A 22,320-nucleotide genomic window follows, 5' to 3' on the forward strand; every position below is an offset into this window, starting at 1 on the left:
TTAAAGAGAAATATTCTTTTCTGTTTTCGCATCAAAAATGTGGCATTTATCCATATCGAATTTGAAGTAAACCGGACGATGCAGCCCATTTTTCAGGATCGGTTTGACGTCATCGGAAGGAATACGGCAGGTCAGTTCAAAATCATTCACCTTCAGGTAAACAAAGAACTCATGGCCCATATTCTCGACGCGGACCAGTTCCCCTTCAGAGTGGTTGCCCTCAAACGGCGACTCTGAAATCGATACAAACTCGGGCCGCACGCCAAAGAACACGTCCTGCCCGACAAAGCTGGCGACCTTATCCTGCTGATACTGGCTGAGGGTCAAGGTGTAGTTACCGACGGTGAGGCCGATTTTGCCGTCCTGCTCTACCAGCTTGCTCGGCTTGATGTTCATTTCTGGCGCACCGATAAATCCGGCGACAAACATGTTTTTCGGGAAGTGGTACAGGTTGTCTGGCGTATCCACCTGCATGATATGGCCCAGCTTCATCACGCAGATACGGTCGCCCATGGTCATGGCTTCGGTCTGATCGTGGGTAACATAGACGGTGGTCGCCGGTTTGCCGCTCTTTTTCAGCTGCTTGTGCAAATCGGAAATACGGATACGCATCGACGCACGCAGCTTGGCATCCAGGTTAGACAACGGTTCATCGAACAGGAACACGTCTGGTTTTTTCACAATTGCGCGGCCTACGGCCACACGCTGCGCCTGCCCACCGGAGAGTTGGCGTGGCAAACGATCCAACAGCTCTTCCAGCTCCAGGATCTTGGCGGCTTCGTTAACCTGCTCTTCAATTTGCTCTTTAGGCATCTTGCTCAGCTTCAAGCCAAAGGCCAGGTTATCTTTTACCGTCATATGCGGATATAGCGCATAGTTCTGGAACACCATGGCAATACCACGGGATTTAGGGGCCAGGTTATTCACCACGCGATCGCCTATGCGCACTTCGCCGCCGCTAATGGTTTCCAACCCTGCCAGCATCCGCAGCGTGGTCGATTTGGCACAGCCGGAAGGGCCGACAATCACCATAAACTCGCCATCGGCAATGGTCAGATTGATGCCATGCACCGCCTTATAACCGTTGCTGTACACTTTCTGCAGATTGTTAAAAATGACTTCAGCCATGATAGATCCTCAATTAACCTTTAATTCCGCTGCTGGTAACGCCCTGCACAAAGTAGCGTTGGGCCAGGAAGAACACGATGATGGACGGCAAAATAGAGATGCTTGCCATAGCCAGGATTTCGTTCCACGGCGCACCTTCTGTCACGTCGATAGACATTTTCAACGCCAGCGCAATCGGGTACTTATCAACGCTATAGACGTAGATCAACGGGCCAATAAAGTCATTCATTGACCACATAAACTGGAACAGCGCGACGGAGATAATCGCCGGTTTCAGGATCGGCACCACCACATACCACAGCACCTGGAACGAGTTGCAACCATCAATCTGGGCCGCCTCTTCCATATCCCGTGGCACACCTCGCAGGAACTGGATCAACATAAAGACGAAGAATCCTTGGGTCGCGAATGCCAGCGGCAAATAGAGCGGCAGATAGCTGTCCAGCATGCCCATTTCACGGAACATGATATATTGCGGGATCAGTAACACCGTGCTCGGCAGCAACATGGTGGTGATCAGCGTGGCAAACCAGAATTTCTTCCACGGGATCTCAAAGCGGGCAAAGCCGTAGGCCACAATGGTCGATGAGATAATGGTTAATAACACCTTGGGGATCACAAATTTAAAGGTGTTAAGCATGTAGTGACCAAAGTTATATTCCGTGCCGGTTTTCCAACCGTTGACGAAACCGTCCGAGGTCGCATGTTCCGGCCACAGGCCCAGGGTAGTGAAGATCTCCTGGTTGGGTTTAAACGAGGCCGAGAACATCCACACCAGCGGATAAAGCATCAACAATCCCACCAGCAGCAGCACGACGTAACGAATAGCGGCGCTGATTTTTTCCCGGCGCAATGTGCGCTGAACTTCACGCTCAGCGATTTCCTGCGCACTGGACATGGGTAATTGGTTCTGTTGCATGTCAGCCATTTTTGCCACCTTTGTCTGCCGAGTAGAAGACCCAATACTTCGATGATTTAAAGGCGATTGAGGCGAACAGGGCCACAACCAGGAACAGGATCCACGCCAATGCGGCACCGTAACCCATATCAAAATATTTAAAGGCGGTATCGTAGATATACAGTGAGAACAGATAGGTGTAATGGGTAGGCCCGCCCCCGGTAATCACATAGGGAGCCGTAAACTCCTGGAACGCCTGCGTGGTCTGCATAATAAAGTTGAAGAAAATCACCGGCGTGATCAGCGGTACCGTGACCTTCATAAACATCTGCCACTTGGAAGCACCATCAATCATGGCCGCTTCATATTGTGACTGTGGTACGTTTTGCAGCGCCGCCAGGAAGATCACCATCGCAGAGCCGAACTGCCATACGCGCAGCAACGTAACCGACATCAATGCCAGAGAAGGCTCGCCCAACCAGTTGACCGGATCCATACCAAAGACACCGATAAAGCTGTTTAGCAGCCCGTCGATGGCAAACAGAGCACGCCATAGCACGGCAATAGCCACGCTGCTGCCCAGAATGGAGGGAACATAATACGCCGTACGGAAAAAGCCGATGCCGCGCAGTTTAAAATTAAGGACAAACGCGATACCTAACGCAAATGCCAATTTTAACGGGATGGTCAGAAACACATATGCAAAGGTGACGCCCATCGATTTCCAAAAAAGATGGTCTTCCATCAGCATATAACGATAGTTTTCCACCCCGTTAAACACCGGGGGATTCATCAGGTCATATTCCGTAAAGCTCAGCAAGAATGATGACACAAAGGGGAACGCCGTAAATATGATCAACCCTATTATATAAGGTGATATATAGGCTAACCCCAGCATTCTGTTTTCATTCATGGTTGTTACCCATAGCCATTTAAATAGAAAAAGAAATGAAATTAGTTAAGTGAAATTTAAGTCTTATTAAACAATAGAAATGACAAGCCCGGCAGTCTGCCCAGGTTCAGCATCCTCCCCGTCGTGATAAATCGATAAATTTTTTCAGGCATTCACTGGCCAATCTCCGCCAGTCATCAGCAGCCAATGCTCGCATTGTCACTATGCCGTTAGGTTGCTTGTTACAGTAGGATAATTCCATTTTTCGGTCTCCCAGATGATCCTGTCATCTACCAACCAACAAACTGAAACACTATTTCAAATTATTATATCTGAAATTTTTCCAACGTCATTCAGTGGATGGCAAAAGTGTGACCAAAGTAGAAACGTTGTTTTGATTTTTTTATAAAAAAACAAAAATTATCAAAACCAAAATGGAGACCACATGTAAATCAATGATAAATAAAGATATTTATACTTTTTGAATTTGTAGCACTAAGGATAGAAATTTTGATGAGATGGGTTAACTAATTGTAGGTAGATAAAATCAGCAGATTTGGGCCGAGAGGGTAAGTATAAATGCCGTCATTGATGGTTACATTTGTGATTTCAGACGGTTGGCAAGTGGGGAGGGTCTAAATGAAGAGAAGAATAGACGGCCTTGCTACTCTATGGGCAGCAAGGCCGTGCGTTAAATCAGGCGTCTTCCTCGCCAGAGCTGGCTCTGCTTTCGCGCGGCAGCGGCTTGCCGTAGTCCTGGCCGTTATTACGCGTCAGCCACAACGATAATGCCTTCAGTGAATCGGGGGTGAATTCGTCGCAGCGGGCGGTGATCTCCTCTGGCGTCAACCAGCTCACTTCAGCCACTTCTTCTTCCTGCAGAGCAAACGGGCCATTGGCGACGCAGCTAAATAACGCCCCCCAAATACGGCACTGTTCCTCTTCAAAGTAGAACAGACCATGTTCGGCAAACGGGATCCCGGCGATACCCAGCTCTTCTTCCGCCTCACGGCGGGCAGAGTCCAACACGTTTTCCCCGCTTTGTACCACTCCCCCGGCGGTGGCATCCATCCAACCCGGGTAAAAATCTTTGGTGTCTGTGCGCCGCTGCACCAGAATTTTCCCCATACCATCATGCACCACGATATAGGTCGCACGATGACGCAGCCGTTGGGCACGCATCTGTTGACGACTGGACTGAGCAATCACTTCGTTTTGCTCGTTGACGATATCAACCCACTCGGTATCTGCAGCCTGATCCTGTTCCGCCATCCTGTAAAACCTTCTATTTTGGGCGCGATGCATGCCGCGCACGGGTTATGCTTCAATTATTTTTGGTATGTGTCCCAGCTCTGCCAAGGAACAACCCTGGCTGCCACTTTCAAGCTATCGGGACTCTAAAATTAGTGCGTTAACGCCACCTCTGCAACAACCTTGCCGTTGTGCAACTCGAGTACGCTCAAGACGTCGTCTGCCAGTATGCCATAGCTGGCAGGAAAACCCCCTTTCGGGATGCTGACCGAGCCTGGATTAAAGCAGTAGATCTCCCCCTGCCTTTGTGCCTGGGGCAAATGCGTATGGCCATACACCAGCACGTCCCCGCCCGTTAAAGGCGGTAATGTGTTGGGATGATAAAGGTGCCCGTGGGTTAAAAACAATCGTCTTTTGGCTAACAGCACCTGCTGGTAAGGGGCCATCATCGGGAAGGAGAGCAGCATCTGATCGACTTCACTGTCGCAATTACCGCGAACGGCAACGATCTTGTCACTAACGTGATTCAATCGTTCGGCTACCTGCGCTGGCTGATAGTTGTCTGGCAAGGCGTTGCGCGGACCGTGATTGAGCAAATCGCCCAACAGGATCAACCAATCGGCCTGGCTTTGAGCAAACAATTCGAGGATTTTGTCGGTGGCGGAGAGCGAACCATGCAGGTCCGAGGCGAACATCAGCTTCATAATCTTTCCTTTGGTACGGAATATGAAACCATTTTAACGTAGCTGGGTTAGACAACAAGCGGTGGGGAAAACAGGTGGCCGAAATTCGGCCACCTGAAGAACATCAGGCGCGGGCCAGCAGTTCTTTGACAAACGCCACAATCTCCGGCTTTTTGCCGTTGGAGAACAGGCATTCCTGGAAGCGAGGGCCGCTCACGGCGGTCTTCACCAGCTCTGGATCGATGGCACGCAGCGTATCCAGGTAGTTGTCTTTGATCACCGCCTGCTTAACCTGATTGAGGATACCGGCGTTACGAACCTGAGGTTCCTTACGCTCTACCGGATAACCTTCACCTTTACGCCCGGTAAAGGCCTTCTCAAAGATATAGCGCACGTTCAACTCAGCACCCCAGCCAAAGCCTTTGGCAAACGGCAAGGACAGCGCATTACCGTTGTTGATCTGAGCGAACAGGAAAGCATCCGCAGGATCGATACAGTAACCGCACACTACGCCAGGATGGATGTTCAATGACATCAAGGCGCCCTGCCCGGTACCGCAGCCGGTGACCACAAAGTCGACCGCTTCAGCGTTCAGCAGAATGCTGGCCATAATCCCTAAATGGATATAGGTCAGATGGTGATCCTGCTCATCGCTCATACCCACGTTGAACACCGCATCATGATTGCCAGCCGCAACCGCCTGCAATTGTTCGAGAACCAGCGCATTTTTACCCGCCTGGCTGTTTTCCATCATCAGTGCAATATTCATCTTTTGCTCTCCGCAAATAAAATCAATCGGTTATTCTTTGTCTCGTTAGCGAGCCAACCAGCCGCCATCTACCGCTACGGTGTAGCCATTGATGTAATCCGACGCCGGTGAAGCCAGGAATACCACCGGCCCCATCAGATCTTCTGGCAGGCCCCAACGGCCAGCCGGGATACGCTCGAGGATTTCCTCGCTGCGGGCCTGATCGTCGCGCAGTTGGCGAGTATTGTTTGTCGCCATATAGCCAGGAGCCAACGCGTTGACGTTGATACCGTGGCTGGCCCATTCGTTGGCCAACAGACGGGTAACACCCATGACGGCGCTCTTGGACGCGGTGTAAGACGGCACACGGATGCCCCCTTGGTAAGACAGCATGGAGGCGATATTGATGATTTTGCCGCCGGAGCCTTGAGCAATAAACTGGCGGGCCACCGCCTGAGACATGAAGAACACCGTCTTGATGTTCAGGTTCATCACGTCATCCCAATCTTTTTCGCTAAACTGCAGCGCATCCTGGCGGCGAATGATGCCCGCGTTATTGACCAGAATATCGATATGGCCGAATTCGGCTACCGCGCGCTCCAGCAGCTCAGGCAGCACTTCCAGCTTGCTCAGGTCGGCTTTCAGGCTCAGGAAACGACGCCCCAGCGCAGTAACTTTGGCGATGGTTTCGTCCGGCTCAACCACGTTAACGCCAACGATATCACAACCTGCCTGAGCCAGCCCTATGGCCATCCCCTGTCCCAGCCCGGTGTCACAACCGGTCACAATCGCCACTTTACCCTGCAATGAAAAATTATCGAGAATCATGCTCTTGTCCTTAGTACTCAGGGCATCAGCGGCCCTTGTCAAAAGTGGGGATAGCGTTGCAATCCCGCCAGTGTCCGCAGCTTGCTGCCATACAGGGGGAACGATATTGCCCGCCCCTGTCATCATGATGGCGCAAGTCTAACGCTTATCCTTGGCGCGATCAATAAAATTGAAACAATGTTTTATTTTAAATGAAAGTAATTTTTGTTTATGTGATGAGTGCCGTTTTCACCGGAGCAAAAACGGCATAACCGCTGGGTTTATCTACATCGATATCGCATACAGCGCATTAAGGAGCTACTGGCAACAAAAAGGCATTGTTGTCGGCGATGTTCCCCACCACCGCATCGGCATATTCTCCCGGCTTGCTACGCAGCGAGACGTTGCCACTGAATACGCCCTGCTTGTCCTGCGTGGTATAGGGGCCCGGACGGAAAATGTAGTTAAACCTCTGGTTATCAATCGCCATATTGCTGGTGACTTGCAGGGCGCCAGGGTTGAAGTTGTCGGTAAACCCATCCATGCCGTTTTCAATGGCGAGGCTGTTAGTCACCTGATGGGCCACTGGTAACCCTTCTCCCCCCAGTTTGAAACCATTATTGACATTGCGCAGCGCGACGCTGTTCTCAATGATCACCTTGCCGTTCGGGCCATCCTCGATCTTGTTAAACAGATCAAAGCCGTCATCCACGTTGTCATGCGAGAAGCAGGCGACCAGCCGATTTCCCTCGCCCACACGCATTTTGACGGCAAAACCATCCGCATTGATCAGACCTGGATCCTTGTTGGCGTATGATTCGGAATGGCTTATCAGGTTGTGGCTGGCCCACAGTGGCCGGTCGGCGTTAGCCGGGGAAGAAATGACAATTCCGGTATCATCCGCATGGTGTGCCACCACCCGGTCAAGGTGGTTATGGCTACCCGTAATGCGCAGGCTTTTTTCCGTTACCGTGATGCCCTGAATATCCCAATAGCTGGCTGCCAGTTCCATCCCGTGCAGCACCACGCCATCCCCAAGCGGCCGGAGCTTTTTGGCATGCGTGGCGGTGCCACTGGCTAAGGCAGGTATGACAGCCAAGGGGTAATCCCCCGCCGCCAGCCAAAGCGTGCCACCCGGCGTCAAGGATTGCACGGCGGTGGCAAAATCCAGCGGATGCTGCTGACTACCATCATTTTCGGCTTTGCCCTGTGGCGCAGCATACAGATTAGCGGCGTCGGCATAGTGCGCTTTGCGCACCATCAGCTTGTCACTCTGAGCGTTGCCTTTTACCGTAGTGAAACGGTAATCCAGCACGGTTTCCGCCTTCTTCAGCGCAACCTTCACCGCCAGCATCTCTCCGGCCTGTACCTTACGCTCTGCGGCAATGACCACGCCGTCCTGGCTCAGCGACAGAGTGCCACTCTCATTGCTGCGTAGTTGGAAGACGTAATCATCCGTGGCGGATATTGGCGCAGAACCGATCTCGATCTGCAGCGGCATCGCTTTAACTGCAAACTCCTGTGCCGCCGGAAGCTGGCTTTCGCTGAGCGTCAGGCTGGCCTGGTTGACGGTAATGCGTGCGTTACGTGAAGCAAAGAAGCCCACGTAGTAACCTTCAGGATCCAGCTTGGTGACGCGGTGCGGATCGTTGGTCGTTTTACTGACCCAGTTGTCGCTGCCCAGTGGAGCATAGGCCGCGGTAAACCCTTGATCCGTGCGAGCCAGACGCAGCCGGAAGGTTGGCGTTTTCTGCAGATCGACCTCAGGTTGATACCCCTCACGTTTGATCTCGACGCCCGCGTTACCCCAGGAATTGAGCACGCCGTTGCGGGAAATCAGCGTCATTTTGACCCGCTGATGATCTTTTTTATCCTGCGTCATGATGGCATTCATCACCATGTTGGATGCCGCCGGAAACTCCTCATACCCCTGCTGGACCTTCTCCAACCGTGGTTTGCCGAGGATATCGCGGATCAGCAATCCCGCCCCCTCTTGCCCGGCGGGCAGGGCCATATTTTCCGGGCCAAACTGATCGACCGTCACCTCCGCCTCCAGAACCACATTGGCATTGGCGGGAACGCGCGTGTAGTAGAAGGTCAGGCCATCATGGCTGTTGCCGATTTTGCCCCCCCGGCTTTCGACGTGGAACGGCATTTTCAACGGCCCGGCCTGCATCGGCTTGCCATTGGCCATCGTCACCTGATTGGTGCCCACTTTTTCCGGCAGCACATTGGTGGCAAAGTTGACATCCGTTGACTGGCCGAAAGCGATGGCTTGCCAAACCAGTTCATTAGCGGCAGGCAGCGGTGCGGCGACAGCGTGATGACACACGCTGGCCAGAGCAATTAATAACGACAGAGGTACGATCTTCATTTCCCTTTCCTTGTTTTTAATCGGTAGGGATCCCCCCGCCATGTTGGCGAGAAGATCCTGTCACTGGGTTTTCGGGAGATCAGGCCCGTTAGGCCGGTTTATACACAGGGGTAGCGACTTCGGGAGTGATGTTCATCTTCTGGCAGATCTTGCTGTTGCCCCAACACTGTTCGTAAGGCAACCCCACCAGTTTCTCGATGACCAGGCGAACGTCGGGTTTAATATCGCCGATCTTGCCACCCGCCTTGATGCGGGCCACTTCATACAACACTACCTGGTGGGTTTGGCGGTTGAGCGTCATCTGGCTGCTGAAAATAATCGCCATCAGCGCCAACAGGATCACGCCAGCAAAGAACACCCAGGAGATCGCGGTAATGGCAGTTTCCGGCTGAGTGTGAGACTTGGACTGGAAGCCGTAGTAACTGAGGATCGCCCCCATGGTGAAGACGATTATCGAACGCATAATCTTGCCGGAGAAGGTCATCGCCCCAGCATAAATCCCTTCACGACGGCGGCCAGTAAAGACTTCGTCCACGTCTGCCAGGAAGGTATACACCGTCCAGGGAATGTAATACACCCCGCCAGTGCCCAGGCCGAAGATCACGGTGATACCGATGATGGCAGCAGTGGCAATATGCGCAGGCAGGTTAAAGAAGTGCAGCAGGGAGTAGCAACAGACCGCAAACATCACGATACCGAGCGCCCAGGAATAAGGTTTACTGAAGCCTTTTTTCACGCACAGCCCAATAAAGATGGCGGTCGATATCAACTGCAAGATGGCATTCAGGCTGTTCAACCCGGCCAGAATGGCAGGATCGTATTGCAGCACGAAGATCACGAAATAGGTGAATACCGAGGCAAACAGCCATTCCGCGCCGAAGCCGAACAGATACATGCCCAGATGCTTGCGAAATACCCGCAGGTAGAAGGTTGATTGCATATCCCGCGCCAATGAAGCCAACGTTTTGAGCAGCGATTTCTTATGCTTAACCTCCGCTATTGCTTCATCCTTGCGCTCCCAGGAGAACAGATACAGCACGGTGATGGCAGTAAACAGGATCACGCCGTAGGTGATGCCGGTATACAGAAAAGGCTGGGCCGACTCTTTGCCGTAAAGCAGAATAAATTGCCCTGGGATAAACGCCGCCAGGAAGTTGGCCATCTTGCCAAAAATCGCTTTATAGCCGGTCAGCTTGGAGCGCATGGCGAAATCATCGGTCATTTCGGTCGCCAGCGTCTCGTAAGGCACCATCACCGAGGTATAAATCAGTTCGAAAATGACGTAGGTGGCGAGGTAGTACCAAAAACCAAAGCCCTCAACCCACAGCAGCGGGTAAAAGACCATCAGTGGCGCACCAATCAGCAAGAAGAAACGGCGCCGACCAAAGCGCTTACCGAGCCAGGTATTGCCAAAGTTATCGGTCAGATAGCCCATCACCGGGTTACTGATAGCATCAATGACGCTCGCAACCGAGAAGATGAATGACGCCTCCAGCAGCGTCAGCCCACAGAACGTGGTGTAAAAATAGAGCAGCCAGGCACCGCTGATCGCCAGCGCCCCGCTGCCCAGCAGGTTACCCCCGCCATAAGCCAGCTGATGTCCTAGCCTGACCGTTCTTCCCTTACCCAGAGCGTTAATACCATTCGTTGTCATCGTTTCTTCTCGCAAATAAAAATAATGAACTGCAATTTCATTTTTACAGGAATAGCGTTTTATACTTTTAGGCGGGTTATAATGTTGTGATGAAAGTCACATAAAAAATAAGGGGATCTGATTTAACCAACTTTAAAACATGGGCAGCATCCGGCCATGGCCCCAGCATCAGGGATTGCCCATCCGTTTTTTTTCTATAGTGGCGAGCATGCAATGGCGTCATGCTGGTTGGCTATGAGCAAAACCACGATCCGCTAACAATCGGGCCAAGCGCAACGATTTATGCGATGTAGCTCTCATAAATCACCCGTTCGGGTTGGCCTAATCCGTCACTTTGATATCATTTTTCTAAATTTATGAAACAATGTTTTATTTAATTAAAGGATCGTCTGAACAGCGGCGGTTTATCGATAAGGTTAAGGGAGGCCATCGTGGCTAAAGGTTCAATCCACCAATTCAATTTCCATCGCACAACCGATGCCTGTACCGGCGCACAGCTCACCCGCCTGACACCGCCTGAAGTGCTGTGCCACCGCAACTACTTCTACCAGAAGTGTTTCACCAACGACGGCAGTAAGCTGTTGTTTGCTGGCGAATTTGACGGTAACCGCAACTACTACCTGCTGGATCTGCAACGGCAGCAAGCGGTGCAGTTGACCGAAGGTCCAGGCGATAACACCTTCGGCGGTTTTTTATCCCCGGACGATCGTTTCCTGTATTACGTGAAGAATGAACGTGAGTTGCGCCGGGTAGAACTGAGCAACTGCACTGAACAAACCGTGTATCGCGTGCCTGAAGAGTGGGTTGGCTACGGCACCTGGGTTGCCAACAGTGAATGCACCAGCCTGGTGGGTATCGAAATCGATCGCCAGGATTGGCAGCCTCTGACCGACTGGAAAATTTTCCACAGCTTCTTCACCAAAAACCCGCATTGCCGCCTGCTGCGTGTCGATTTGGCCAGCGGTGAATCACGCGTGATTTATGAGGATCGCCTCTGGTTGGGCCACCCAATCTATCGCCCATACCATAGCGACTGCGTCGCCTTCTGCCACGAAGGGCCACACGATCTGGTTGATGCCCGCATGTGGCTGATCAACGAAGACGGCAGCAATATGCGTAAGGTAAAAACTCATGCCCCAGGCGAGAGCTGTACGCACGAATTCTGGGTGCCGGACGGTTCAGCCCTGATGTACGTCTCTTATTTGAAAGGCCAGCAAGAGCGCAACATCTGCCGTTACGATCCACAGACCGGGCAGGATGAGATCGTGATGACCATGCCAGCCTGTTCGCACCTGATGAGCAACTACGACGGCAGTCTGTTAGTGGGTGACGGTTCGGCTACGCCGGTCGATATCAAGGATTCTCAAGGCTACACCATTGAGAACGACCCGTGGCTTTACGTGTTCGACGCCAAACAAAAACGTCAGGCACGTCTGGCCGCACATAACAGTTCATGGCGCGTGCTGAATGGTGACCGTCAGGTAACGCATCCGCACCCATCCTTTACTCCGGACAACCGGCAAGTGCTCTTCACCTCAGATTTTGAGGGAGAACCTGCGCTGTATCTAGCCCGCTTGCCGGAAGATCTCTTTGCTTGATGGCACTATTTTATTGAGGAACAACCATGTTTATCTACAAACAGGATTGTGCGCTAGAAGACTTAGGAAACGGCGTGACCCGCCGCATTCTCGCCCATGGCGGCACCATGATGGCGGTGGAGGTCAACTTTAGCCAAGGCGCTGTCGGCCCGTTGCACAGCCATCCGCACGAGCAACTGACCTACGTGCTTTCCGGCCGCTTCAGCTTCACCATCGATGGCGTCACCAAAGAAGTCGCTGCCGGAGATACCTTGTACAAAAAGCCCGACGTGGTGCATGGCTGCGTCTGCCTGGAGGCCGGAACCTTACTGGATACCTTCACTCCACAGCGTGAAGATTTTCTGAAATAATCTTATGTGCTCCCGGCCATCATGCCGGGAGCATTTGGCACCCAATAAGCTGTAGTAATTCCCCCCTCCTCTTGCAGAAAATTACCCTGTTCCCCTTGCCCACACCATCAATATGCCTGCCGCCAAACCGGCCACAGACGAGAAATATCAATAATTCATATTCCAAACAATTAAACACAAACACATACACACAGTGAATGCATATAGGTAATTATCAGTCATTGACCGGTAAGTTACAGGACAGTTCTTATCTTTTGATTTTATTGAAATAATTGGTAACTTATCGATAAAATCAATTGTTTTTATCATATCGATCTATTTTATTGATCATTAAAAACAACTCTGCTATCCTATGTAATATAAATTTTCAATATAAATCAATGGAATGAGTAAATCTCATGGCTTACTGCGAGTATGTCGCCTATTGCCCACATTGTGATATTTCCATCGAGTTGACAGGGAACGTTCCCCCCTACGTTGAGGGGGCGGGTAGTTGCTGGATGTGCAGTAAGAAACTCGTCCTGATTTTCAGAAAGTCGGCAAAAAACCGTGCACGCCATCGACAAGATTGCGGCTCATCCGCCAACCCGCGCACAAGCTAAGATTATTACTGATTAGGATGATCAACTATGCCTGATATTCATATCTACACGGTGAGTAATGACCGCTATTTCTCCGCTGGTTTGCACGCGCTGCTCAGGCACGGTGAAACCTTACCCCACAATAAAATAGCGTTGCATGAATTACCCTTCGAGAAAGAGACGTTTGAGGCTCACACGCTGCCGGAACTGAAAAATAGCGCCTGTGATTTTCTGATTTTGGATTGCAGCTGTGGCTTTATTCATTATTACGGCGCCTGTTCTGCGCTCTATGCCGCCCTGGAGCAGGGCACGCTGGAGGCCAGGATCATCTTGATGTACGAAAACAGCCTGTGCCTGACCAACCCGGATATGTACAACCACTTTATCACTCTGGATAAAAATGCCTGTGTGGAGGATATTTTGCTATCGATTTTCCCTCGCCAAACGGTGCAGGACGAGTTTGATGCCGAGGTAGAGGAAGCCACGAGCCGGCAGTATCTGACCGGCCGAGAGCTGATCGTCATCAATGAAATCTACAGCGGTGCACAGCCTGATGAAATCGCCAAAAAGCTCAAGCTCAGGCTAAAAACCATCAACTGTTATAAAAACCGGGCGATGAAAAAGATCTGTAGTAAAAGGCCTCAGGATTTACATCTTTAGCCTCGTCATCATCGCCAGCAGGATAGCTGTGGCCTGAACCTCCCCCTTCATACGCCCCCCAGTTGGGGCCTCTCACAAGCAAATTCTGGATCCAACAAAATGCTATCGCAAAGTTGTAACACTCGCCTCCACACATTTTTTGGAACTCTTGTTACTTCTAGCTCTTACCAGATCTGGCAGCCTGCTTAGTACCAGGAGCGGACGTTACAAATAACTCAAGCAAACCGCCCCCTTAGCCCTTAATGAAGAATGGAGGAATGGGTCTTAATAGGTGAATATCGGAAGATCTCTAACAGGGAAAGGGCCGTTTTTAGGGGATAACTATATTGCCACCTAGTCACCGTAAGAATATGCACAGAGAGAGCATATTTCACAACAGCCCTCTCAGTTTTATGCAAAGTAATAAAACTTAGGAGTATTTTAAACGCATTTGAACGTCAGGCGAGCAACGCCATTAACAAGTAAGTGTGTATCAATATCAGTTTTGACTTCTTTCATGGATTTATTTTGTACCCTACAAAAATCAGAAGCCTTTTTAGTTGCAGTGCCAATAGCTCCTTGTATACGACCTGCAGCAGGAGCTGCTTCTACCTCAGTGAGATAGTCCCCATTATCCAGTTTTTTGACATCGGACTGATATGTCAAACCCAGGCCTTGAAACTGTGTTTTATCATTTTGCACAGCGCAGCCGCTTAAAAAAGCACCAATTAAAATGGTGGTAGCAATTATTGATTTTTTCATGTGAAGAATAATCCTTATGAATTTGGTTAGCCGCTATTCTACAAACTGGAATCAAACATTAATTAAACCAATTGCTATTTATAGATTTGCATAAGGTTATCGTATTGAATAGTTGGAGAAATAAATCACACGAACCGACAAACAAGAACGTCAGGTGATCTGCTCCACATGATTCAAGACATATCGATGTAAGTATGCATTACTAACTTCCGCTCCTCGCTCATAGCCGACCTGTAGCTCAGTTAACTGGTCCGCTTCGTGCCAGAAGCTGAGCTAAGCACCTCAAAACGTAATCATAAATTGGAGGTATTTTCAAAATCCTTACTTACTGTAATTTGTAGATACCGGCATTCCAGTAACCATTACCCTGGCGACGATGCTCTTTCCAGCCTAAGGCTAAGAGTTCCCTTGCAATTAGCCGATTCATCACCCCATGCCCCATAAGCAACACAGGACCGTTTGATACTTTTGCAAAATTTACGAGGATGTCCGCAGCCTGAACAGCACGTTGTTTTGCTATTCCCAGGCGCTCCGCATCACGGGATATACCACACAGCCACATGACGCGGAAAAAAGCAGCCCAGAGGGCTGGGGATAATCTAAAACCGGGCATGTGGAATATCGGTAGGCCAGCTTCCCTGAAGACCCCATCGATGAGCTCCGGTTCACGCCCTAATGCGTTCAGGGAAGAAAGCGCTCTGGGAAGAGGACTGCTTACGATCCGCAATGCGCTGGATGCTATTGATTTACTGGATTCTGGCGGCATATCGCTGCCCGTATCAGAGAGATCATATTGTGCAACCCAGCCAGCCATTTCACGACATGTTACTTTCGAAGAGCCTGTACAGGCAGGTTTTCCATGACGCATCAAAATAATTTCCATATAGCGTTTCTTGTTTGTGGTTCTTTAGGCGCAGTAGACTATAGCGATGAAAGCAGGGTGTACTACCACCATATTTAGGGTTGACCATACTGGCTGAGATCCCTTGTCATGTGAAGAACAAGGTTTGCCGTTATCACCCGTAATAGCGGCAAGTTCTGCTGACAGCATTTCGATTAAACGATGGGATTCTGAAGAAAATGGATCCGATTTCTCTACTATTATCATAGTGATACCCTCTCACTCAGGATGACGGGGGGCTTTACGCTCCCGTAGTTATCCCCTAGTAGGCCATAGCCCCTGCTGCAATAGGCCGATCGTTTTATCCGCTACCTGAAGCATTTCCCGTTTGAAATGACTTGTTGCCCAAGTGCGGTTCCAAGTCGCTTCGTTTGGACGACCGGATCAGCCAAGCGAGACAAAACCATCAATGCTATAACTGTGATGAGGGATTCAATCGTTTGTGTGGAAATATACCGCACGCCCTTGTTGCTCCCAGCCTATTCGCAATGCCTTGGCCGAGACTACTTTTGTACCAGACTTCGGTGCTGTTCCAACTCATAATCAATAAACGCGTTAATCATCGTACGGTAAACTTTATCAATAATGTCTTCGGGGAGCCCAACCACCGCGGCTTCTGCCCTGACCTTGTCAATGACTCTCTGAACCCTGTCAGGAGCGCGAACAGCATCCTGATCTTTTTTGAATCCAGCGGCTGCTTTCACCAACCGGCCACGTTGGGCAATCAGTGAAACCAGTTGGGAGTCGATACCATCTATGGCATTTCTTACGTCTTCGATAGAAGAAAAACGCATTGTCGTACTCTCTAACTAGTTTAAAAGTACACGCTATCATAGCTATCGATGACTGTCCTACCCTTTTTAAGCTTCCTATCGGGTCCTGCTGCCTTTGCCACATTCGCCTATAGAGAGGTTGAGCAAGTCACATAGGTTACGCCGTCTAACGGGAAACTGAATAAATTACCGTTCCCCAGGTAAACATAATGCCGTTCGTTACCGGCAGCGGTAAGTTCCCTCCCCCAGTAGTTACCCGCAAACCAACCGCTAGAGTATCGACTCATGCTGCCCCATTCATTCCATAATCTGGCATTGGCATCCCGGTTGGCCCCGGTCTGGGCTATCGGGGTTCGGTCTGTCATCTCACTATAGCTCGGCACCGCGTAGCCGCCCCCTTGGGAACTGCACCACGCGGCAGCCTCACTGACATCCATAAGGAAATAGTTATTATTTCTGAACCAGCGGTTGACGGTAAATTGATAGGTTAACGTTGAGCCATTGCCTGTATGTTCGGCCGTAATGGTGACCCGATTATTAGCCGATGTAGGTTCTTGATTAAATCTCACATTACCGCTGCCATCCACACTGGCCCAACTCTGGTCGCTACTCCAGCTATAGGAACTGTTCCCGGCAGGATCCTCGCCAACCACCAACTGAAATTCCGCACCGGTAAAGCCTGTTTTCGGGAAGCCATCATCCGCCGAGAAAGAGGCGCCGTTGGCCAAGATATGCGTCATCTGCACATCAGCAAAAAACGCAACGTTGACGGTAGCTGAAACACCATTGGCGGCAGTGGCGGTGACATCACTATTGACGGCAGTGTCACTGGTCAGGGCTATTTTTACCTCACCGTTGCTGCCCGTCACACCACTGGTCGCCAGCAGCGTTACGCCATTGGTCGCGGTGAAGTTTACCGTTTCACCCTCAATACTGTTGCCATGGCGGTCTTCGACATAGACCAGCACATTATTATCGTCGATGCCATTGGCCAGCGCATTGTCCTGGGTGACTTCCGCATGCACAACCTCCACTGGGCCAGCAACAAACAGCGTATTGACCGACTGAACATCATCATCAATCCTGGCCGTTACCTGAGTGGTACCGGCGATCACATTCGTCACATAAGCCGTTGCCTCGCCCCCAATTCCAGTTTGCGCACTGGCCGAAATCGCGCCCATATTATCGGCATCAAAAAGCACCGTTGCGCCCACAACAGGTGTACCGTCCAGATACTGAACGGTAGCATGTACGGTGTTCACCGCCAGCCCATCGGCAACCGCCCCCAGGGGAGACTCGGCCCATACCAGGCTGGAAAGCATCCGCTGCCACTTGATATTGATAGGGCTAGCTAGCTGAACCGGCAGCCCTTCACTTGGAAGGGTAATATCGGGGTTGGTTTGAGGGGTTACGATCACGTTCAACTCACTGCCCGCCAGGATGTCGCTGAGCTCCAGAGTATAACTCGGGCTGGTTGCCCCATTAATGGCAGCACCGTCCAACATCCACTGGTAGGTCGTTCCCTGTTCCGTATCGCCATCCACATCATTGAAGGACGATGTCACGGTAATGACCTCCCCGGCCCGCGGCTTGGCGTTGTCTACCGAGAGCGTGGTGGTCGGTGCTCGCCCGTGAACTGGCTGGGTAGATTGCTGGACAGCCTGCACCACCTGGCTCATCAAGACGATCAGAACCAGTAATATCCTGAATACAAAAACCTTAAAGATATTATTGCGATGCAACATCCAGCGTATCCATCATACTGATTGGTTAAACCAACTGACCCAGGCACACCTTAAGCATGCCTGGGCTGACTCTTGATTACTGAGCCGCAGGGTTGCTGACAACAACCTGGACTCTCAGTCTCTGGTCTGTCCGCACTGGAGTATAGGTGCTGCTGGTTGCCCCACTTATGTTGCTGTACGTATTTGTTCCCTGGCCAGTTTCAAGCTGCCACTGGTAGGTCAGGCCAGTACAGGTCCCCCCCGCACAGGTTGCTGTCGCAGTCAGAGTAGAATCAACCTGTGGATAGCCACCTACTTCACCGGTAACCGTCACACCGGTGACTGTCCCACCAGCAATAACGGTCAAGGTATTGGAAGGAATCACTAAACCCACCGCAGGATCGGTAATGGCCGGGTCGGTGTGCGGAGTCACTAACACGGTAATGGCTTTGCCCAAGTCTCCGGCAACAATGGTGTAGGTGTTGCCGGTAGCCCCTGCAATATCTGCACCATCAGCCTGCCATTGGTAGGTTTCCGGTATCGCCGCATCACCATCCGCATCGCTGAACGCCCCTGCGGTACCGATACTCAAGGTATCGCCGATATCGATCAAGCCGTTGCCACTGGCATTGTCAGAAACGATGGTGCTCTGCGTCACTACCGGGGCCCGCCCTCTTACGGTGGAAGTCGGGCTGGAGGTCACCGCCGACCAGGCAGAACCGACTATCAGCATACTGAGCAACATTCCCGATAGCAGAGGAACCAGCCCTCTGCATGAGCCAATTTTGTTGTTCATTGTTTTCTTTCCTCTGCTGTACTCAAAATCAATGTTTGAATCACCTTCCAGACCTGCCTGGAAGAATGATAAAACCCCGGTGTTAATGCGATACCACTCGAATAGCCCGTTTCTGTAGGTTTGCTGTCACCGTCAATGTTTCTGAGGTTGCACCAGGAATAGCGACAAAGACCCCCGAACCCGCAGATGACTCCACTTCCCACTGATAATTCATTGGTATTCCGTTACACAAGGCAATTGAACACATTGCAACGGCCAGGAGGTTATCCCCAACGACAGGATGCCCAGCCAGCTCGGTGCCGTTGCTGTATATCAACAATTTGACGGGTGTTTCTGGCACAAAAGAGAGCTCTGTACTCACCTGGTAGTCACCAATAGAGGCGGTAACCGTGACAACTCCGGCGTTAACATTGGCAAGCTCCACCGTCACCAGCCCCTCATTATCTGTTCTGGCCATAGGGGACAGCACCGTCGCACCATTGTCTACCTCAAACTCCACTGCGGTAGCATCGATAGGATTGCCATGGCTATCGGTTACCCTTGCTTCAACCTTATTAACATCAACGCCATTAGCGTATGCATGATCGCTAATCACCCTCAGCTCAATGGTGGCAGCGCTGCGATCGGCGGTGAGCACCACGTCGTGTGACTTCATCTCCACGGCGGCACCATTTACTGTAGGAACTACGGTTACCGTGCCTGCGACTGTTCCACTCAGTTTGGCGCTGTACACGCCGTTATTTTCCGTTACCGCGCTCAGAGTAACTTCGGGAATGCCCGTAACCTCAAAGGCCACCGTTAACCCATTAATCGGCTGGTGATTGGTATCCTGGGCGGTAAACTCCAACGTACTGGTCTGTAAACCATCAGCAATAATTTCTGCCGGTTCTACGCTAAAAAGGGAGTTTTCCAGGCTCAATACCTGACTACTCGCGATTAAATTAACTTTAGCTGAAGCCAGAGAGATATCATTAAGGGTTGGAGCAATAATAGCTTCTCCCTGGGAGAACCCTGCCGTTAACTGATAGGTGTAGACCCCCGGAGCAGTCTCGGTAACGGCACTCAACAGCGGGTTACTGATAGGCTGAGCTGCCCCCATATTCGGTGTAAATTGCAAATCCGCAGTCAGTTGGTCCCCCATTCCCTTAATCGGCAAGTTGTTAAGGTCTTTTAAATTCAAGGTAATCACGCTTTTGGCAGCGCCATCAGCTGGTATTTCGGCCGGGGAAGCCTGGATGTTGGAATTGACTCTGCTGACATTTTGTTGGGTAACAACGATTTGCGTGGTACTGCGGTTTGAAGCATTGCCCTGATTATCATAAGCCACGGCAGCTAACGTATAGCTATTATTGCCTGCCCTATAAGGGGGTAATTTTAGCGAAATGCTTTGTGAAGAGGTTTGTATAACCATCCCCCCGGCAGCCACCAACGATGTGCTATCCCAATCGATGCGTTCAAGCCCATATTTCGCCGTTACCTGCGCATCCACTTTGATGGTTTCAAAGGCACTGCCGGTCATTTGATCCGGCAATGCCAATTGGATTAACGTCTGTTTCTGGTACTCCAGCACAATCTGGTTATTACGCTCCACCAGATCATAACGGCTACCGGCCAGAGTACGGCTTGCTGCCACCGCAGAGGGATCAATTTGCGCCTGCCATGATTCCCCCAGACGGTAGTTCAGTTGCATACTGATGCTGCTATCGTTACGGCTACCTTTACCTGCACGGTGCTCTGCTCCGATAGTGATCAGGGGGATCGGCGTATAGGTGATCCCCGCGGTGATCGCATAGGGATTTTTCTGCCGGTCATCTTTGCCAAACAATGCCACTTCGTCCCCCCGGTACTGCTCAAACATCAACTTTCCGCCCAACTGAGGGTAAGCGGGCAAATAAGCCTCTGCCCGCAGATCATAGCCGTTGGCAGGGCGCTCATTGTAATCGGCAAAATCCCGGGATTGATGCCAATCGCTGAGAGCCAGATAGCTGTTAGCCGACAGCTTGAGGTAATCCGTCCAGGCTTCAACCCCAAAACCGACACGGTCGTTCTTACCCGTCATGTCACGATCATAAAAGGCATTAACCCCATACATCCAATTATCTTGCACCGTCCGAACGCCTGCCCCGAGATTGACGGTATTGCGGCTGTCTTGGTTTCTCATCCCTAACTGGCTGAATAAAAGCGATTTCTTATCATCATAAAGCGGCACCAGAAGATCTACCGAGCTCCCTTCCAGGCTGAAGTCATCATTAAGATTAAGTTGAACGCGCGCCGTGCCATACGAACTCAGCCAATGTTGTGCCGAATCATTGATTTCACCCACCACCATCGAACGCGCCATGCCAGCCGCTGCCAACGGAGTGTTATCATCGGCTAACAGTGTGGTCCCCTTTAACAGGCCATGTGCCAGCCTCTCATTATGTTGAGGAGGGTGTACCGCTGGGGAAGCTTCTGCTTGCTGGTTTTTCAAGCGTAATGATGCTGCGGTCGGGATATCAATTTCATCGCCGCTCCCCAGTTGATTGAACGGTTTTGAAAATGAGCGAAACTGATTAACCTTTTTTAGCTCATCCAACGTAATACGCTGTTTTTGGGCAACGCTATAGACGGTTTCACCTGCTGACAAGGTATATGGCTCGGTTTCATACAGCGTAACAGGCTTGGTTAGAGGAGCTGGGGCAAGCATTTTTGCTATTACTGGGGCAAAGGAAAGGCTCAACGGCAATAACAGTTGAAAGGTAACATTAACCCACACAACTAGAGGTTTTAATGTCACGGAGGATTACTCCAACGGGATATCAGTTAGAGTAGTAGGGCTTTTCTTCTTTCACAAATGGGAGGACATTTTGCCCATTATTGTTGACCCTTCATGCGCCCTCCCCCCATCTGCGATACTCCGCATGACCAAAGCCTGGATCGAACATCACGCTATCGTATAAGCTGTAACAGTACCCTCTGCATCCGCAACAGGGCCGCCGATAAAGCCCATGCGGATGTTCGCATAGTCTCAAGCGAACCAACCGATCTATGCTCATCTTATCTTGATGTTTTATAAGGAGTATTATCATATGATTGATCTGTATTACGCACCGACTCCCAATGGGCACAAAATTACCCTGCTTTTGGAGGAGGTTGGTTTACCTTATCGTATCCATCGCGTAAATATCAGTGCTGGCGATCAATTCACACCAGCGTTTCTGGCCATTTCTCCCAACAACAAAATCCCGGCCATCGTTGATCAACAACCCGTTGACGGTGGGGCACCCATCAGCCTGTTTGAGTCAGGCGAGATCCTGCTCTATCTGGCGGAGAAAACCGGCAAACTGCTCAGCAAAGGGGTTCGCGAGCGGGCAGCAACGCTACAGTGGTTATTTTGGCAGGTCGCCGGGTTTGGGCCGATGCTTGGGCAAAATCATCACTTCAACCACTACGCACCACAACCTGTCCCCTACGCGATAGAACGCTACCAGCAGGAAACCAAACGCCTGTATGGCGTACTGGAAACCGAGTTGCAACGGCATCCTTACCTGGGCGGCGATAACTACAGCATTGCCGATATTGCGACTTATCCCTGGGTAGTGTCGCATCCACGCCAGCGCATCGATCTGGCGGATTATCCGGCGGTGCGTAACTGGTTCGAACGCATCCGCAACCGCCCGGCCACGGAACGCGCCTATAAATTGGCAGATCAAGCCTAACGCGGCCCTCCCCCTCTCTTGCATCGTGTACACATCGGAGAGGGGAAACCGGTGTGATCTCCC

19 protein-coding genes and 1 pseudogene are annotated in these 22,320 nt (G+C 51.0%); 4 read left to right on the forward strand and 16 right to left on the reverse strand.

The features are described 5' to 3' along the window. The 9 genes from KGP21_RS19555 to KGP21_RS19595 form a co-directional block, all read right to left on the reverse strand. A complete protein-coding gene (locus KGP21_RS19555; protein WP_021806009.1) occupies nucleotides 1-1,128 on the reverse strand; it encodes an ABC transporter ATP-binding protein in 1,128 nt (375 codons plus the stop codon). A gap of 13 nt (nucleotides 1,129-1,141) precedes the next feature. Then, the gene (locus tag KGP21_RS19560) at nucleotides 1,142-2,056 is read right to left on the reverse strand and encodes a carbohydrate ABC transporter permease (RefSeq protein WP_059201296.1); all 915 of its coding nucleotides are present in this window, start codon (nucleotides 2,054-2,056) and stop codon (nucleotides 1,142-1,144) included. Beyond that, nucleotides 2,049-2,939, reverse strand: a complete 891-nt coding sequence (locus KGP21_RS19565; RefSeq protein ID WP_024530676.1) for a carbohydrate ABC transporter permease — start codon at nucleotides 2,937-2,939, stop codon at nucleotides 2,049-2,051. The genes KGP21_RS19560 and KGP21_RS19565 overlap by 8 nt, the downstream gene beginning before the upstream one ends. Before the next feature lie 675 nt (nucleotides 2,940-3,614). Then, entirely contained in the window at nucleotides 3,615-4,190 is a 576-nt protein-coding gene (gene yfcD, locus KGP21_RS19570; RefSeq protein ID WP_021178548.1) for an NUDIX hydrolase YfcD, read from the reverse strand. Nucleotides 4,191-4,321: 131 nt separating this feature from the next. Then, nucleotides 4,322-4,873 (reverse strand): phosphodiesterase, encoded by a 552-nt coding sequence (gene yfcE, locus KGP21_RS19575; protein ID WP_021806010.1) that lies wholly within the window; start codon nucleotides 4,871-4,873, stop codon nucleotides 4,322-4,324. Nucleotides 4,874-4,976: 103 nt separating this feature from the next. Continuing rightward, nucleotides 4,977-5,621 (reverse strand): RpiB/LacA/LacB family sugar-phosphate isomerase, encoded by a 645-nt coding sequence (locus KGP21_RS19580; RefSeq protein WP_021178550.1) that lies wholly within the window; start codon nucleotides 5,619-5,621, stop codon nucleotides 4,977-4,979. A 45-nt stretch (nucleotides 5,622-5,666) separates the two neighbouring features. After that, the gene (gene kduD, locus KGP21_RS19585) at nucleotides 5,667-6,428 is read right to left on the reverse strand and encodes a 2-dehydro-3-deoxy-D-gluconate 5-dehydrogenase KduD (protein ID WP_021806011.1); all 762 of its coding nucleotides are present in this window, start codon (nucleotides 6,426-6,428) and stop codon (nucleotides 5,667-5,669) included. Nucleotides 6,429-6,717: 289 nt separating this feature from the next. After that, on the reverse strand, nucleotides 6,718-8,781 hold the full coding sequence (locus KGP21_RS19590; RefSeq protein WP_155621761.1) for a right-handed parallel beta-helix repeat-containing protein: 2,064 nt from the start codon (nucleotides 8,779-8,781) through the stop codon (nucleotides 6,718-6,720). An 88-nt stretch (nucleotides 8,782-8,869) separates the two neighbouring features. Next, nucleotides 8,870-10,435 carry an MFS transporter gene (locus KGP21_RS19595; RefSeq protein WP_179251758.1) on the reverse strand — a complete coding sequence of 522 codons (1,566 nt, stop codon included), beginning with the start codon at nucleotides 10,433-10,435 and terminating at the stop codon, nucleotides 8,870-8,872. Between the two features lie 431 nt (nucleotides 10,436-10,866). Here KGP21_RS19595 and KGP21_RS19600 point away from each other — a divergent pair, with 431 nt between their 5' ends. The 3 genes from KGP21_RS19600 to KGP21_RS19610 all read left to right on the forward strand — a co-directional run bounded on the left by KGP21_RS19600 (nucleotide 10,867) and on the right by KGP21_RS19610 (nucleotide 13,624). Then, entirely contained in the window at nucleotides 10,867-12,033 is a 1,167-nt protein-coding gene (locus KGP21_RS19600; protein ID WP_223536061.1) for an oligogalacturonate lyase family protein, read from the forward strand. Between the two features lie 26 nt (nucleotides 12,034-12,059). Next, the gene (locus tag KGP21_RS19605; RefSeq protein ID WP_021806015.1) at nucleotides 12,060-12,383 is read left to right on the forward strand and encodes a cupin domain-containing protein; all 324 of its coding nucleotides are present in this window, start codon (nucleotides 12,060-12,062) and stop codon (nucleotides 12,381-12,383) included. A gap of 629 nt (nucleotides 12,384-13,012) precedes the next feature. Then, nucleotides 13,013-13,624, forward strand: a complete 612-nt coding sequence (locus KGP21_RS19610; protein ID WP_021806016.1) for a LuxR C-terminal-related transcriptional regulator — start codon at nucleotides 13,013-13,015, stop codon at nucleotides 13,622-13,624. Nucleotides 13,625-14,044: 420 nt separating this feature from the next. Here KGP21_RS19610 and KGP21_RS19615 read toward each other — a convergent pair whose 3' ends face one another. The 7 genes and pseudogenes from KGP21_RS19615 to KGP21_RS19645 all read right to left on the reverse strand — a co-directional run bounded on the left by KGP21_RS19615 (nucleotide 14,045) and on the right by KGP21_RS19645 (nucleotide 21,245). Then, nucleotides 14,045-14,365 (reverse strand): hypothetical protein, encoded by a 321-nt coding sequence (locus tag KGP21_RS19615; protein WP_039995284.1) that lies wholly within the window; start codon nucleotides 14,363-14,365, stop codon nucleotides 14,045-14,047. A 325-nt stretch (nucleotides 14,366-14,690) separates the two neighbouring features. Next, complete coding sequence (locus KGP21_RS19620; RefSeq protein ID WP_037375537.1) at nucleotides 14,691-15,248, reverse strand: histidine phosphatase family protein; 558 nt, start codon at nucleotides 15,246-15,248, stop codon at nucleotides 14,691-14,693. Between the two features lie 123 nt (nucleotides 15,249-15,371). Beyond that, nucleotides 15,372-15,473: pseudogene (locus KGP21_RS19625) on the reverse strand (GNAT family N-acetyltransferase); the annotation flags it as partial. Nucleotides 15,474-15,769: 296 nt separating this feature from the next. Then, a complete protein-coding gene (locus KGP21_RS19630) occupies nucleotides 15,770-16,060 on the reverse strand; it encodes a chorismate mutase (protein WP_021806017.1) in 291 nt (96 codons plus the stop codon). Nucleotides 16,061-16,167: 107 nt separating this feature from the next. Continuing rightward, a complete protein-coding gene (locus tag KGP21_RS19635; RefSeq protein ID WP_223536063.1) occupies nucleotides 16,168-17,784 on the reverse strand; it encodes an Ig-like domain-containing protein in 1,617 nt (538 codons plus the stop codon). Nucleotides 17,785-17,860: 76 nt separating this feature from the next. Further along, nucleotides 17,861-18,559 (reverse strand): ZirU family protein, encoded by a 699-nt coding sequence (locus tag KGP21_RS19640; protein ID WP_223536066.1) that lies wholly within the window; start codon nucleotides 18,557-18,559, stop codon nucleotides 17,861-17,863. An 82-nt stretch (nucleotides 18,560-18,641) separates the two neighbouring features. Then, entirely contained in the window at nucleotides 18,642-21,245 is a 2,604-nt protein-coding gene (locus KGP21_RS19645) for a ZirU family protein (protein ID WP_223536068.1), read from the reverse strand. Between the two features lie 382 nt (nucleotides 21,246-21,627). On the opposite strand from KGP21_RS19645, the gene yfcG reads away from it, so the two are divergent. Further along, nucleotides 21,628-22,257 carry a GSH-dependent disulfide bond oxidoreductase gene (gene yfcG, locus KGP21_RS19650; protein ID WP_021806021.1) on the forward strand — a complete coding sequence of 210 codons (630 nt, stop codon included), beginning with the start codon at nucleotides 21,628-21,630 and terminating at the stop codon, nucleotides 22,255-22,257. The last annotated feature ends 63 nt before the right edge of the window (nucleotides 22,258-22,320 follow it).

It is taken from the genome of Serratia sp. JSRIV004, assembly GCF_019968705.1.
GTDB lineage: Bacteria > Pseudomonadota > Gammaproteobacteria > Enterobacterales > Enterobacteriaceae > Chania > Chania fonticola_B.